Source organism: Novosphingobium sp. Sphag1I, assembly GCF_056279125.1.
On the sequence record NZ_JBWBQS010000001.1, the window covers coordinates 1 to 14426 of the forward strand.

The 14426-nt window shown below is 62.5% G+C and carries 17 protein-coding genes; 12 read left to right on the plus strand and 5 right to left on the minus strand.

Annotation, left to right across the window (positions count from 1 at the left end):
* A partial coding sequence (locus ACZ9HU_RS00005; RefSeq protein ID WP_476100887.1) for an IS3 family transposase occupies positions 1-576 on the plus strand: 576 nt, incomplete at its 5' end.
* Positions 577-649: 73 nt separating this feature from the next.
* Complete coding sequence (locus tag ACZ9HU_RS00010; protein ID WP_476100889.1) at positions 650-1063, plus strand: acyl-CoA thioesterase; 414 nt, start codon at positions 650-652, stop codon at positions 1061-1063.
* Between the two features lie 215 nt (positions 1064-1278).
* On the opposite strand, the gene ACZ9HU_RS00015 is transcribed toward ACZ9HU_RS00010, so the two are convergent.
* From ACZ9HU_RS00015 to ACZ9HU_RS00025, 3 genes are all read right to left on the minus strand, one after another.
* Positions 1279-1785 carry a CHAP domain-containing protein gene (locus ACZ9HU_RS00015; protein ID WP_476100891.1) on the minus strand — a complete coding sequence of 169 codons (507 nt, stop codon included), beginning with the start codon at positions 1783-1785 and terminating at the stop codon, positions 1279-1281.
* Positions 1786-1978: 193 nt separating this feature from the next.
* Complete coding sequence (locus ACZ9HU_RS00020) at positions 1979-4369, minus strand: FtsK/SpoIIIE family DNA translocase (RefSeq protein ID WP_476100893.1); 2391 nt, start codon at positions 4367-4369, stop codon at positions 1979-1981.
* Positions 4370-4448: 79 nt separating this feature from the next.
* On the minus strand, positions 4449-4991 hold the full coding sequence (locus ACZ9HU_RS00025) for a thiamine phosphate synthase (RefSeq protein ID WP_476100895.1): 543 nt from the start codon (positions 4989-4991) through the stop codon (positions 4449-4451).
* Here ACZ9HU_RS00025 and ACZ9HU_RS00030 point away from each other — a divergent pair.
* From ACZ9HU_RS00030 to ACZ9HU_RS00040, 3 genes are read left to right on the plus strand one after another with little or no spacing between them, the layout of a single operon-like run.
* Positions 4990-5652 (plus strand): YggS family pyridoxal phosphate-dependent enzyme, encoded by a 663-nt coding sequence (locus ACZ9HU_RS00030; RefSeq protein ID WP_476100897.1) that lies wholly within the window; start codon positions 4990-4992, stop codon positions 5650-5652. The two genes, ACZ9HU_RS00025 and ACZ9HU_RS00030, sit on opposite strands and share 2 nt — an antisense overlap.
* A 3-nt stretch (positions 5653-5655) precedes the next feature.
* Positions 5656-6267 (plus strand): dethiobiotin synthase, encoded by a 612-nt coding sequence (gene bioD, locus ACZ9HU_RS00035; RefSeq protein WP_476100900.1) that lies wholly within the window; start codon positions 5656-5658, stop codon positions 6265-6267.
* The gene (locus ACZ9HU_RS00040) at positions 6264-7520 is read left to right on the plus strand and encodes an adenosylmethionine--8-amino-7-oxononanoate transaminase (RefSeq protein ID WP_476100902.1); all 1257 of its coding nucleotides are present in this window, start codon (positions 6264-6266) and stop codon (positions 7518-7520) included. Before bioD ends, ACZ9HU_RS00040 begins: the two co-directional genes overlap by 4 nt.
* On the opposite strand, the gene ACZ9HU_RS00045 is transcribed toward ACZ9HU_RS00040, so the two are convergent.
* Positions 7509-7964: a hypothetical protein gene (locus ACZ9HU_RS00045; protein ID WP_476100904.1), complete on the minus strand. Its 456-nt coding sequence runs from the start codon at positions 7962-7964 to the stop codon at positions 7509-7511. The genes ACZ9HU_RS00040 and ACZ9HU_RS00045 overlap by 12 nt on opposite strands.
* Positions 7965-7981: 17 nt before the next feature.
* Positions 7982-9463 carry a pyruvate kinase gene (pyk, locus tag ACZ9HU_RS00050; RefSeq protein ID WP_476100906.1) on the minus strand — a complete coding sequence of 494 codons (1482 nt, stop codon included), beginning with the start codon at positions 9461-9463 and terminating at the stop codon, positions 7982-7984.
* Between the two features lie 83 nt (positions 9464-9546).
* Here pyk and ACZ9HU_RS00055 point away from each other — a divergent pair, with 83 nt between their 5' ends.
* The 7 genes from ACZ9HU_RS00055 to ruvB all read left to right on the plus strand — a co-directional run bounded on the left by ACZ9HU_RS00055 (position 9547) and on the right by ruvB (position 14345).
* Positions 9547-9876: a DUF1244 domain-containing protein gene (locus tag ACZ9HU_RS00055; RefSeq protein ID WP_476100908.1), complete on the plus strand. Its 330-nt coding sequence runs from the start codon at positions 9547-9549 to the stop codon at positions 9874-9876.
* Between the two features lie 122 nt (positions 9877-9998).
* Positions 9999-10238: a DUF2312 domain-containing protein gene (locus tag ACZ9HU_RS00060; protein WP_168603441.1), complete on the plus strand. Its 240-nt coding sequence runs from the start codon at positions 9999-10001 to the stop codon at positions 10236-10238.
* Positions 10239-10343: 105 nt separating this feature from the next.
* Positions 10344-11108, plus strand: a complete 765-nt coding sequence (locus tag ACZ9HU_RS00065; RefSeq protein ID WP_476100911.1) for a YebC/PmpR family DNA-binding transcriptional regulator — start codon at positions 10344-10346, stop codon at positions 11106-11108.
* 71 nt (positions 11109-11179) lie between these two features.
* On the plus strand, positions 11180-11656 hold the full coding sequence (gene ruvC, locus ACZ9HU_RS00070; protein WP_476100914.1) for a crossover junction endodeoxyribonuclease RuvC: 477 nt from the start codon (positions 11180-11182) through the stop codon (positions 11654-11656).
* Between the two features lie 307 nt (positions 11657-11963).
* Positions 11964-12575, plus strand: a complete 612-nt coding sequence (ruvA, locus tag ACZ9HU_RS00075) for a Holliday junction branch migration protein RuvA (RefSeq protein WP_476100916.1) — start codon at positions 11964-11966, stop codon at positions 12573-12575.
* Positions 12575-13315, plus strand: a complete 741-nt coding sequence (locus ACZ9HU_RS00080; protein ID WP_476100918.1) for a hypothetical protein — start codon at positions 12575-12577, stop codon at positions 13313-13315. Before ruvA ends, ACZ9HU_RS00080 begins: the two co-directional genes overlap by 1 nt.
* The gene (gene ruvB / locus ACZ9HU_RS00085) at positions 13305-14345 is read left to right on the plus strand and encodes a Holliday junction branch migration DNA helicase RuvB (RefSeq protein ID WP_476100920.1); all 1041 of its coding nucleotides are present in this window, start codon (positions 13305-13307) and stop codon (positions 14343-14345) included. The genes ACZ9HU_RS00080 and ruvB overlap by 11 nt, the downstream gene beginning before the upstream one ends.
* Positions 14346-14426 lie beyond the last annotated feature (81 nt).

The following is a 14426-nucleotide window of genomic DNA, read 5'->3' on the forward strand; positions in this document are numbered from 1 at the left end:
ATTCGCACCCGTCGCCACAAGGTTACCACCGATAGCCAACACCACCTTGGCGTTGCCCCCAATTTGCTGGACGGGGATTTCCTGGCCGCTGCGCCGAACCAGAAATGGGCAGGCGATATCAGCTATATATGGACCACCGAGGGCTGGCTTTATCTGGCTGTCGTCATTGATCTGTTCAGTCGGCGTGTCGTTGGTTGGGCAGTCAGCGACCGGATGAAGAAAGACCTGGCAATCAGGGCGCTGGAAATGGCCATAAACCTGCGTCAACCGCCCAAGGACTGCATTTTCCATTCTGATCGCGGCAGCCAATATTGCTCTTACGACTTCCAGAAAAAACTGCTGGCCCACGGTTTACGGCCCTCGATGTCGGGCAAAGGTAATTGCTACGACAATGCGGCTGTCGAAACCTTCTTCAAAAGCCTGAAGGCCGAGGTGCTCTGGCGCCAAACCTGGCCAACCAGGCGTCAGGCCGAGACCGCCATCTTCCAGTACATCAACGGCTTCTACAACCCACGTAGGCGCCATTCATATCTGGGCGGCATCAGCCCCCTCGCATTCGAGGCCAAGGTGGCATAGTGAGATAGGTGACCGGCACAAATCCGTTACAAGTCCACCTTGCCTTCCTGACGCCCGCCCCCAAATTCCCCCTATGCCCAATCGCTTCACCCAAACCTTTACCGCAGGCCCCGATCACATCGACATCATGGGCCACGTCAACAATGCCGTCTGGGTTCAGTGGATGGAGGCGATTGCCACCGCGCACTGGATGCAGGACGCCGCGCCCGATCATGTCGAACGCTATGTCTGGGTCGTGACGCGGCACGAGATCGACTATCGCGGCAATATCAGCCAGGGGCAGAGTGTGACCGCCGAAACCTTCATCCCCGAAGGCCCGACCGGCGCGCGTTTCGACCGCCGGATCGATTTCCGCAACGATGCGGGCAAGGTCATCGTTTCGGCGCGCAGCACATGGGCGATGCTGGACAAGGAAACGCTGCGTTTGACGCGGGTGTCGGGGGAGATTGCCGAAGCGTTTGCGCCGGAAGGTGGGTGGCCGGGATGATTATGCCTCCGGCGGGCAAAGGGATTCATCCCTTTGCAATCCCGTTTATGGGGTGATGTGTGATCGGCAGATAAGCGCCAATCCGCGAAGCGGTTTATAAAGCCTGCGGCGCTGAACCGTTGCGCTTCGGGTGATCTCGTGAGTGACCTCTACAGTCTTGGGATTGTTAAGGGTCTAGACCCTTAACCTGCCGGAGGCACCTTCAAGCCTCTAACTTAGTCCCGCATCGCCAGCTTGGCGCCATCGAAACGGTCGGCCTTGTTGGCATAGATGAAGCCATAGGTGGGCGAGGAGCGCAGGCCGAGCTTGCCGATGGGGGCGTAGAACACGCGCACTTCCGACCAGTCGCCATTGGCCGAAACGTCTTCGGCCATGGCGCTGCGCTCGATCATGCCGGGGCGCGACCAGTTGGCGTGGTTCAGCAGAACGTGGCGTTCGTCGATCACCTTGGACACCATGGCGACGTGGCCGGCGCGCATCGAGTGAGTGGCGCGGAAAGCCAGAACTGCGCCCGCCTTGGGGGCGGTGCCGCGGTCATAGCGACCTTCGGCCTGATCCCACCAACCGGCGGCGCGGCCCGACAGAGCGATGCCGGAAACTTCGCGGGCGTAGGGAGCGCATTGCAGCACCTGCGCCGAGGCCGGAACCGAGATGAAAGCGGCGAAAATCAGAGCGATAGCGGCGCGGATCAGCTTTACGTTGAAAAAGGAAACCCGGACCACTGAAAACCCCTTTGGCGTTACCGCCGCCGCTTGTTGGCGTCGATGGCCAATGTGTAGCCAGAGGATCGTAATCAGGGAATGTGCGGAGGCCGCGCCCCACCGTAGCTTAACAACGGTTCATCGGCTTTCGCACGCGCAGCATGGGGATAAGTCGTGAGCGGGGCAAAAGTTCCCGCCCACGACCATGGGGTGATCAAAGCGGGTTGCCGTCCTTGTCGCGATAGATCTCGCGGCGGCCGACATGGTTGGCGGGGCCGACAAGGCCATCGCTTTCCATGCGTTCAATCCATTTGGCGGCGGTGTTGTATCCCACGCCCATCTGGCGTTGCAGCCAGCTTGTCGAAGCCTTCTGGCTTTCGAACACGATGTGGCAGGCTTGGCGATATTTGCGCTCTTCGGGATTGTCGCTGGCCGTCGCGTCCAGATCGTCAAAGCCGAAGCTGCCTTCTTCCGGCTCTTCGGTCACCGAATCGACGTAATTGGGCTTGCCCTGCGCGCGCCAGTGGTCGGCGACATGCTCGACCTCCTCGTCCGAGACGAAAGGTCCGTGGACGCGCACGATCGGCCCGCTCGACGGCTTGAACAGCATGTCGCCCTTGCCCAGCAATTGCTCGGCCCCCTGTTCGCCAAGGATAGTGCGCGAATCGATGCGGCTGGTCACGGCAAAGGAGATGCGCGTGGGCAGGTTGGCCTTGATGACGCCGGTGATGACGTCCACCGACGGGCGCTGGGTCGCCATGATGAGGTGGATGCCCGCCGCGCGCGATTTCTGGGCAAGGCGTTGGATCAGCACTTCGATCTCCTTGCCCACCGTCACCATCAGGTCGGCCAGCTCGTCGACGATGACCACGATCAGCGGCAGCACTTCGTAATCGAGCTGCTTGTCCTCGTACAATTCTTCGCCCGTTTCGGGGTCGAAACCGACCGAGATGCGGCGGCCCAAAGGCTTGCCCTTGGCCGCATTGCTGCGCACCTTTTCGTTGAAATTGACGATGTTGCGCACGTTGATCTCGCTCATCTGGCGATAACGGCGCTCCATTTCCTCGACCGCCCATTTCAGCGCCCGCACCGCCTTGGCCGGCTCGGTCACGACAGGCGAAAGCAGGTGAGGGATGTCCTCGTAAGACTTCAGTTCCAGCACCTTGGGATCGACCAGAATCATCCGGCACTGCGCAGGCGTCAGGCGATAAAGCAGGGACAGCAGGATACAGTTCAAACCAACCGACTTACCCGAACCCGTCGTCCCCGCGACCAGCAGGTGGGGCATGGTGGCCAGATCCGCGATGATCGGTTCGCCCGCAATATCCTTGCCCAAAATCATCGGCAGCAGGCCCTTGGCGCCGACGAATTTTTCCGATGCGATCAATTCCTTGAAGCTGACCATCTGACGGTCGGCATTGGGCAATTCGATGGCCATGACGGTGCGCCCCGGCACCGGCGAGACGCGGGCGGAAATCGCGCTCATATTGCGGGCGATATCGTCGGCAAGGCCCACCACGCGCGCAGCCTTGATGCCGGCCGCCGGTTCCAGTTCGTACATCGTGACGACCGGCCCGGTGCGCACGCCGGTAATCTCGCCCTTGACGTTGAAATCATCCAGCACGGTTTCCAGCAGCTTGGCGTTACGTTCCAGCGCCAGCTTGTCCACCTTGGGCGCGGAATTGGGCGGCGGATCGGCCAGAATGTCGAGGCCCGGCAATTCGCAAGTGCCGAACAGATCGCCCTGCTTGGCCAGAGTGCCCATTTCGGCGGGCTTGGCCTTGGTGGCCGGGTCGCTGATCTGGGGCGCCTTGCGCGGGCCGCTGGCCGGTTCGTCGGGGGTAAAGGGCAGGTCCTGCACCTCGGCCTCGGTTTCCCCTTCGGGGGTCATCGTCTTGGCCTTGCGCGGTTCGCGGCGGGCGGGGGCTTCGGCCTCCTCGCCTTGCGCCTTTTTGCGGCGCAGTTGCAGCGGCATGGTCAGAACCCAGCCCCAGTCGATGGCAAAGACCCGCGTGATGGCGGCAATCCCGCCCACAAAGGCCAGCACGCCCAACAGGCCCGCAACCCATCCCCGCGCCACTTCGGGCAGGAGATCGGCCAGCCCCTTGATCATCGATGCGCCCAGCAGCCCCATGATGCCGCCCGGCGATGCGGGCAAATTGCCCGGATGTTCGCCAAAGCCCAGCGAGAGCGCGCTGGCCAACAGCGCCATGCCCAGCACCAGCACCGCCGTCGGGCGCAGCCAGTGTTGTTGGTGCAGCGGTACGTCCTCATCCTCGCCCGCATCCTCCGCCTCGGCCACCAGCCAGAGCTGGCGGGCAAAGATCAGCAGCAAGGGCACCGCCAGCCCCGCCATCGGCCCGAACATCAACAGCGCCCCATCGGCCACAAAAGCCCCCGGCCGCCCCAGCCAGTTCAGCACCGCCCCGCCCGAAGCCGTAGATGCCGAAGGGTCGGTCTGATGATAGGTCAGCAGCGCGATGGCCAGCAGCACCGCCGCCAGCCCCAACAGCCCCGCGCCCAGCAATTCGGCGCTGCGCAACACGCTGCGTCGCAGGATCAGGCGCCATGATGCGCCGCTGTGCTTGATGGGCCTTGAGGCCATGGGTCACTCGTTTCAACAAAGGGGTGGAAATTGCCGGTATAATGCGCCTTTGAGGGAGTCCCCGTCAAGAATTGCCGCGTCAATGCGCCGGGGAAAGCCCGTCAATCGCGGCCCAGCGCGGCCATTTCAGCGCCCGGGCGCGGGCATGGGTCATGCCGCCAAGGGCGATCACCGGCACCAGGCTGTGCGCGGCGATCAGGCGGAAACGTAGCGCGCCCAGGGTCCGCCCGCCCGGATGGCTGCGCGTGGGAAAGACCGGAGAGAGCAGCACGCCCGCCGCCCCCCTTGCCCGCGCCAGTTCACGCAGGGAATGGGCCGTGGCCAGAGATTGCCCCGGACCATAGGCCCCATCGGCCCCCCAACGCCGCGCTTGCGCCGCATCGCCCGCCAGAACCACCGCCATGCCCCGCGCCCGCGCCATTCGTGCTAAAGCGTCAAACCGTGCCCGCCTTTCCACCGGGGGCAGGTGATAGTGCCGATAGATCAGCCCGCTGCCCCTTGGCATCGTGCGCAGCATGCGATCCAGCACGCCATCATTGCGCGCGTCCGTTATCAGCCAGAGTTTCGGCAAGGGGGAAAGGGGCTGGCATGGACGCATCATCGCGCTATAGCACCGCGCCATGATGGAACCAGAATCTTCGCTTGGGGCTGTGCGCGAAAAAATCGCCGCCGCCGCCCGCATCGCCCGCCGCAAGGACAGCGACATCACGCTGATCGCTATTTCCAAAACCAAGCCGGTCGAGGAAATCGAACCCCTGATCGCGCAGGGGCAGCGGGTTTTCGGCGAAAACAGGGTGCAGGAAGCGCAGGCCAAATGGCCGGAACTCAAGGCCCGCTATCCCGATATCGAACTGCATCTGGTGGGCCAGTTGCAATCGAACAAGGCCGAGGACGCGGTGGCGCTGTTCGACGCCATTCATTCGGTTGATCGCCCCAGTCTGGTGACCGCTCTGGCCAAGGCGATGGAAAAACTGGACCGCCGCATCCCCTGCTTCATTCAGGTCAACATCGGCGCCGAGGAACAGAAGGGCGGCTGCGCGGTGGCCGATCTGCCCGCCTTGCTGGCGCAGATGCGTGAGGCGGGGCTGCCGCTGGCCGGGCTGATGTGCGTGCCGCCCGCCGATATTGAGGCCGCGCCCTTCTTTGCCCTGTTGGCCAAACTGGCGGCGGACCATGGGCTGAACGGCCTGTCGATGGGGATGAGCGGCGATTTTGAAACCGCGATCACTTTGGGTGCGACACATATTCGTGTGGGCTCGGCCCTGTTCGGCGCGCGGGCCTGATCCATGCGTGGCTATGTTGTGACGGGCACCGACACGGGCATCGGCAAGACGGTGCTGGCCGCTGGTCTGGTGGCGCGGCTGGGTGCGCGGTACTGGAAACCGGTGCAATCCGGGCTGGAGGAGGAAACCGACAGCGAGGCGATTGCGCGTCTCGTTCCCGGCACTCTGGTTCATCCCGAAGCGTACCGCCTGATCACGCCCGCCAGCCCGCATTGGGCGGCGCGGATTGATGGGGTGGAGATTGATCCGGCCCGCCTCACTCTGCCGCAGGGCGATGGTCCGCTGGTGGTCGAGGGGGCCGGCGGGGCGCTGGTGCCTTTGACGCAGACGCGCCTTTATGCGGATCAGTTTGCCGATTGGGGCCTTCCCGTCGTGGTGGCTGCGCGCACCGGGCTGGGCACGATCAACCACACGTTGATGACGGTCGAAGCTTTGCGTGCGCGGGGCTGCGCTATCGCGGGTCTGGCCTTTATCGGTGATGCGGGACCGGCGGAGGAGGAAAGCATGCGCTTCCTTTGCGCCCATACCGGCCTGCGCCGCCTTGGCCATTTGCCGCGCCTTGATCCGTTGACGCCCGAAACTCTGGCGGCGGCAATGGCGGATTTCGACCTGTGACGCGTTCGCCCGTCTGGCATCCTTTTACCCAGCATGGTCTGGGCGAACCGATCCCCTTGGTCGAACGGGCCGAAGGGGCCAGTCTGTTCACCGCCGATGGGGCACGGATTGTCGATGCGATCTCAAGCTGGTGGGTGACGACGCATGGTCATGCCTATCCCCCCATCGTGCGCGCCATTGCCGAGCAGGCGGGGCGGCTGGACCAGTTGATCTTTGCCGGATGGACGCACAGACCCGCACAGGATCTGGCGGCGGGTTTGGTGGCGATCACAGGCCTTCCCTATGCGTTCTTTTCCGATTCCGGCTCCACCTGCGTCGAGGTCGCGCTGAAAATGGCGCTGGGCCATTGGCGCCATCTGGGGCAGGGCCAGCGTCAGCGCATTGCCGTGATGCAGCATTCCTATCACGGCGACACAATCGGCGCGATGAGCATTGGTGAGCGCGGCGTCTATAATGCCGCCTATGAGCCTTTGCTGTTCGGCGTGGACACGATCCCCTATCCTGCCCCCGGCGCGGAGCAGGCGACCTATGACGCCTTGGCGGCCTTCTGCGCGGCCCCTGATGCGGCGGCCTTTATTGTCGAGCCTTTGGTGCTGGGCGCGGGGGGGATGTTGTTTTATCCGCCCTCGGTTCTGGCCGAAATGGCGCGGATTTGTGCGGCGCATGACGTGCTGTTCATCGCCGACGAGGTGATGACCGGATGGGGCCGCACCGGCACGATGCTGGCCTGTGATCAGGCCGGGGTGAAGCCGGATATTCTGTGCCTTGCCAAGGGGATCACCGGGGGCGCGCTGCCTCTGGCGGTGACGATGGCGTCCGAGGCGATCTATGCCTCCCACTATGCGCCGGACCGGACCAAGACCTTTTATCATTCAAGCTCTTATACGGCCAATGCGATTGCCTGCGCCGCGGCGGTGGCCAATCTGGGCGTATGGCGCGATGAACCGGTGCAGGCGCGCATCGACACTCTGGCTGCGCGTCAGGGTGAGGGGGCAGCGATGCTGTCGGGCGTCAAGGGGATCGGCAATGTTCGCCAGTGCGGCACGATCCTCGCGCTGGACTATGACGTGCCGCAGGGGGGCTATCTCTCTGCCCTGCAACCGCGCCTTTTGGCCTTTTTCCGCGAACGGGGGCTGCTCATTCGCCCCTTGGGCAACACGGCCTATCTGATGCCGCCCTATTCGATTTCGGCGGAAGACCTTGCCGCATGCCACAGCGGTCTGGCTGAGGCAGCGAGCCTTTTACCGGAGTAGATCGGCGCGGCGCAGATCCTTGGGTCGCCCGAAACTTTGCAGGATGGCGCGCATTTCGGCGCGTTCGGGCGTGTAAAGCACCACATCGCCCAGATGATGCGCGGCGCGTGTGGTCGGGGCGACATCGACCCATGCCTCACCCTGACGCAGGGCGAAACCGGCCATGAATTCGACCGGCAATTCCGGCGCGTCCCAGCGGGCATAGGTGGTTGACCGAAACCGGCTGTCCACCCCGCCCGGTCCGGCGTTCAGACCCAGCGAGGGCAGAATGCGCGCCGCATCCGCCTCGCTCAACAATACGTCAAGGTCGGCCACCGTGACCGAGGTCGCGCCCAGCAGGGCAACGGCCGCGCTGCCGATGATCCACCACGGGTCCTGTGCATCGCCCATCGCGCCCGCCACCGCGCGAAGACTGCGTTCCAGTGGCGGGGCGAGGGGATGCATAGGTTTACTCCGTGATCTTAATCGGCATCGCTGCCGTCTTCTTCGACGGCACGATAGAGTTCAAGTTCATTGCCGCGCAAGGTGACAACATGAAGAAGGTTCGTCGCACCCGGAGTGCCAAAGGGAACGCCCGCCAGCGCGACAAGCTTGGACCCGGCAACGCCGAACCCATGGCGCAGTGCCATACGCTTGCCCTTGGCGATCATTTCCTCGAACGAACCGATGTCGCGCGTGTGGACCGCATGCGCGCCCCACAGCAGCGCCGAACGGCGGGCCGTATTGTGGCTGGGCGTCAGCACCAGCATCGGCACCGAGGGACGTTCACGCGCCACGCGGCGGGCGGTCGAACCGGACCCCGTGAACACGATCAGGCCCGTCAGCGTCACCGTATCGGCAATCGATGCGCAAGCCTTGGCCAGAGCGTCGGCGGTGGTCTGGTCGGGGTTGATTTCGGCCAGATGGACGCGCTGACGATAGTAGGAATCGTTTTCGACCTGCGTGGCGATGCGGTGCATGATCGTCACGGCTTCTTCGGGCCATTGGCCCGCCGCCGTTTCGGCCGAGAGCATCACCGCGTCCGCGCCGTCATAGACCGCATTGGCCACGTCCGACACTTCGGCGCGGGTGGGGGCCGGGCTTTCGATCATCGATTCGAGCATTTGGGTCGCCACGATCACCGGCTTGCCGCTGCGGCGTGTCAACTCCACGATGCGCTTCTGGATCGGGGGCACTTCTTCGGGCAGCAGTTCGACGCCAAGGTCGCCGCGGGCCACCATGATGCCGTCCGACAATTCGATGATGCCCTCGAGCGTTTCGAGCGCGGCGGGCTTTTCGATCTTGGCGATCAGCGCGCCGTGGCCGCCCATCAGGCGGCGGCATTCGGCCACGTCCTCGGGACGCTGGACAAAGGACAGGCCGATGAAATCCGCGCCATGCTCGATCGCAAAGGCCAGATCGCGGCGGTCCTTTTCGGTCAGCGCCGGAACCGGCACCACCGCGTCGGGAATATTCACGCCCTTGCGGTCCGAAATCACCCCGCCCACTTCGGCGCTGCACAGGATTTCGTTTTCATCGGCGCGGATCACGCGCAAACGCAGCTTGCCGTCGTCGATCAGCAGGCGCTGACCCTTTTGCAGGATGCCGAACAGTTCCGGGTGCGGCAGGCACACGCGGTTTTCATCGCCCGGTTCCGGGTTGCGGTCAAAGGTGAAGTGGCCCGAATGGCGGATCACCGCCCTGCCATCCTTGAACGCGCCCACGCGCAGCTTCGGCCCCTGAAGGTCGGCCAGAATCGCAATGGGCTTTTTCAGCTTGGCTTCGACCGCGCGCACATTGGCGATGGTTTCAGTATGCACTGCATGGTCGGCATGGCTCATATTGACGCGGAAAGCGTCGGCCCCTGCACGTACCAGCTTCTCGATCATCTCCTGATCACGGCTGGCCGGGCCAAGCGTTGCCAGAATTTTGACCTTGCGGCCGCGCGGATTGAGTTTCGTCACACCGATTTCTCCCTTTCGGACGAGGTGCAGCCTATGGCAAAGGCTGATGGCAAACCCAAGAACAACCCTCTCCGGATGGACCCATGAATATGAATGCAGAACAAACGATTCCCGATCCGCTGGACGAATTGGATGATGCGCATGCTGCTGCTGCCTTTCGTCGGCTGGTTCGCCACCTGCGTCATCGCCATGATGCGCAAAATATCGACCTTATGGGCCTTTCCGGATTTTGCCGTAATTGCCTTGCCGACTGGATCGTAGCCGCTGGCGCCCCGCTCGACAAGGCGGCAGCGCGCGAGGTGATCCACGGCATGCCCGCCGATGAGTGGAAAACCCGCTATCAAACCGAAGCCACGCCCGAGCAATTGGCCCGGATGAAGGAGAGTGTGGCGAAGAACGCGGCGGGTCATTGACGGCGGGCATTGGTCGCAGCGCTGGGGATTAATCCTCGGCCATATTCCCCTAATGGCGATGGGCGGCTATCTGGCGCGGCAAACCGATTCTCAACATTGACCCAATTTTGGAGATTTGACCCATGGCTGAAATGGCAGCTGACGAACGCCTGCGCCTGTTGATCGAGCGTATCGAGCGTCTGGAAGAAGAAAAGAAGGGCATCAGCGACGACATCAAGGACGTCTATAACGAGGGCAAGGCCACCGGCTATGACCCCAAGGCGATGAAGCAGGTGGTCCGCATCCGCAAGATGAAGCCCGACGACCGCAAGGAACAGGAAGCGATCCTGGAGGTTTACCTCAACGCTCTGGGCATCGACTGAGCATTCCGGGGCGGGGGTGGCGGATTTCCGCCCCCCGCCTTGCCCAAAGGCCATATCTCGGCTATCGGCGCTGCCAACTCCACACATAGCGATATGAAGTGATCCATGGCAGGCCATTCCAAATTCAAGAACATCATGCACCGCAAGGGCGCTCAGGATAAGAAGCGTTCGGCGATGTTCTCCAAGCTTTCGCGCGAAATCACCGTTGCGGCCAAGATGGGCATGCCCGACCCGGACATGAACCCGCGCCTGCGCGCCGCCGTGAACGCGGCCAAGGCCCAGTCCATGCCCAAGGACAATATCCAGCGCGCCATCGACAAGGCGAGCAAGGGCGATGCGGAAAACTATGAAGAAGTGCGCTATGAGGGCTATGGCCCCGGCGGCGTGGCCATCATCGTTGAGGCGCTGACCGACAATCGCAACCGTACCGCCACCAACGTGCGCACCGCCTTTGCCAAGAACGGTGGCAATCTGGGCGCGTCGGGCGCGGTGTCGCATGGTTTCGACCGCCTCGGCCTGATCGAATATCCCGCCAGCGTGGGTGACGAGGACAAGGTTCTGGAAGCGGCCATCGAAGCCGGCGCCGAGGACGTCGAATCGGATATGGGCGATGGCGATGAAAACCCCGGCAGCCACTCGATCTGGGTCGCGGTCGATTCGCTCCACCCCGTCGCGCGCGAACTGGAAAAGGTTCTGGGCGAGGCCGAAGGCGTGAAGCTGGCATGGCGCCCGCAGATCAAGGCCACCGTCGATGCCGATGCCGCCGCTACGCTTTTGAAGCTGATTGACGTGCTGGAAGACGACGACGACGTCCAGACCGTCTGGGGCAATTACGAAATTCCCGATGAAGTGATGGCCACGCTGGGCTGATCCACCTTATCGGTGATCTCACTAATGGGCGGGGGGATGATCCTCCCGCCCTTTTGCTTTATAGGGGCCGCATGATAATTCTCGGCATCGATCCCGGCCTCGTCTGCACCGGTTGGGGCATTGTCGCCAAATCGGGCAGCCGCATCAGCCATGTCGCCAATGGCCAGATCCGCACCGATAAAGAAGCCTCGATGGCCTCGCGCCTGCTGGAGTTGGACACGACCATCGCGCGGGTGATCGAGATCTATCGGCCGGACTTTGGCGTGGTCGAGGAAATCTTCGTCAACGTGAACCCCCAATCGACGCTGAAACTGGGGCAGGCGCGGGGGGCGGCTCTTTTGTCTCTGGCGCGCGCCGGGCTGCCGGTGTCGGAATACCCTTCCAAAGTGGTGAAAAAAGCGCTGGTCGGCACGGGGGGCGCGGCCAAGGAGCAGGTGCAGCATATGCTCAAGGTGTTGTTGCCCGGCGTGAAGCTGGCCGGAGCCGATGCTGCGGACGCTCTGGCTGTGGCGATTACCCATGCGCATCATGTGGGCAGTCATTTGTAAGGATTTTTGGGGGTTTTGCCTCCGGCGGGTTAAGGGCGGGGGCCCTTAACAATCCCGGTTTGGGGTGGCGCTTGGGTTCGCAGGGCGGTGTATTGGGCTATGGGTTGAAAGCCTGCGGCGCTTTTGAGCGCTACTTCGCCGCGCCGCAGGCTTTCAAACAAAGGCCGCATCCACAACATGTCCGACCCCGCACAACCCCATTAATGGGATTGCAAAGGGATGAATCCCTTTGCCCGCCGGAGGCAAACCCTCCTCCACCCATTCAAAAAATGTTCCCAAATCGTTCCGCTTTGTCTAGGGTGCGGACATGATCGCGAAACTGACCGGCATATTGGATGATTTCGGCCCTGACTGGGCGGTGATTGACGTCAATGGCGTGGGCTATCTGGTGTTTTGCTCCGGGCGGACGCTGACGGCGCTGGGCATCCGGGGCGACGCCTGCACGGTTTACACCGAGATGCAGGTGAGCGAGACGGACATGCGTCTGATCGGTTTTACCAGCGCGGGCGAACGGGCGTGGTTCAAGCTGCTGACCGTGGTGCAGGGGGTTGGGTCCAAGGTGGCCTTGGCAATCCTGTCGGCGCTGACGGTCGAGGAATTGCAGCGCGCCTGTGCGGGCGGAGACGCCGCGATGGTGGCGCGGGCCAATGGCGTGGGGCCGAAACTGGCCGCGCGCATCGTCAATGAATTGAAGGACAAGGCGGGCGCTTTGCCGGTCGGTCCCGCAGGCGCGGCGGTCTCGGCGGGTGTGGCGATGCCGGAGGGCAATGTCGCGGGCGACGTCGTTTCGGCCTTGCAGAACCTTGGCTTCAAACCCAACGTGGCCGCCAGCGCCACCGACGCCGCCATCGCCGAACTGGGCGAGGAGGCGGGTGTTTCGGCCTTGATCCGCGTGGCGTTGAAGAAGGCGAGCGGGTGATGGGGTTTACCGATCATGCTCGATGTGTGGTGCCCGCTGATTGGATTACGGATGTCAGCCAGTGCTTGTTCGAGTGGCAAACGATGATCGGTGGCGGGTTGGCGCTGCTAGCGGCGTTTCTCACAATACTGGTAATGCAGCAGCAAATTAGACAGGCAGAGGACATTGAGAAAAATCGCCAGAACGCCCGTTATATCGCGCTGCGCTCAACCTTGCCTCACTACCTAAGTCACATATGCGCTTATGCAAAGAGTGTCGCTCAGGAATTGGCGCGGGTCGGCAGATTGGCCGACAACGTTGATGGCCGGACGTGTTCTGAAAATTTTAACCCACCGATTTTTGAGGGACGTCTCATTGATCAATTGGAGAAGGTAGTTGAGGCAGTGCCTCAACCTACTTTAGCGTCATTGCTTGGGGCAATTTTAGCGGAGATGCAAATTTTAGCCAGCCGTTCCCGTCAACTATCAGATCCTAATGAAATGAATGGAATGCTCGGGATTAAGGGGATGATTGAGAGCTATATGGTGCAGGCAGCTAAGCTCTATGTAATGGCGGAGTCCATAATTCCTTTTGGACGAGGCGAGGACGGTTCTTTGCCAGAAACGCTGTTGTGGGAAACTGTTCAAACAAAGATGACGTTTTGGAATCTCGACGAAATTTTTTATTCGGATATCTTCAATACGGTAAATCGACGAGTCGAGAGCAATAGATCATTTTGGCCGCAGCAAAATGACCGATAACCCCCTCCTTTCCGCCCATCGTCAGATCGAGGATATGGACGCCGCGCTGCGTCCCAAATCGCTGGCCGAATTCGTGGGACAGGCGGCCGCCAAGGACAACCTGCACGTCTTCATCGAATCGGCCAAGTCGCGGGGCGAGGCGCTCGATCACACGCTGTTTTTCGGGCCGCCGGGGCTGGGCAAGACCACGCTGGCGCAGATTATCGCGCGTGAGTTGGGCGTCAATTTCAAGGCCACCTCTGGGCCGGTGATCGCCAAGGCGGGCGATCTGGCGGCGCTCTTGACCAATCTTGAACATGGCGATGTGCTTTTCATCGACGAAATCCACCGCCTCAATCCGGTGGTCGAGGAAGTGCTCTATCCGGCGATGGAGGACCGCGCGCTCGATCTGATGATTGGCGAGGGGCCTTCGGCGCGCTCGGTGCGGATCGATCTGCCGCCTTTCACACTGATCGGGGCGACGACGCGTGCGGGCTTGCTGCAAACGCCATTGCGCGACCGTTTCGGCATTCCTGTGCGCCTGCAATTCTATTCCGTGGACGAACTCGAACGGGTCATCACCCGCGGCGCGGGTCTGCTGGGCATCGGCATTGCGGCGGAGGGCGCGCGGGAAATCGCGCGGCGCTCTCGCGGTACGCCGCGTGTGGCGGGCCGCCTGCTGCGCCGGGTGCGCGATTTCGCCCATGTCGCGGGCAGCGAGGTGATCACCCAGACCATCGCCGACAACGCCCTGACCCGGCTGGAGGTCGACAATGCCGGGCTGGACGCACAGGATCGCCGATACCTGCACATGATCGCCGACATCTATAAAGGCGGGCCGGTGGGGGCCGACACGCTGGCCGCGGGCCTGTCAGAACCGCGTGACACGATTGAGGAAGTGATCGAACCCTACCTGATCCAGCTCGGCATGGTGGCCCGCACGGCGCGCGGGCGTTGCCTGAATGACCGTGGCTGGCAACATCTGGGCTTGACCCCGCCCAGCGGCAATGGATCGCAGGGCGGCCTGTTCGACGCAAGCGATGCCGAGTAACCGGCGATTCATGTGCCATTGTGGGACGGGCGCCGGTTAAAAGCGCAGGAATACGGGCAAATCCCGATTCAGGACACATGC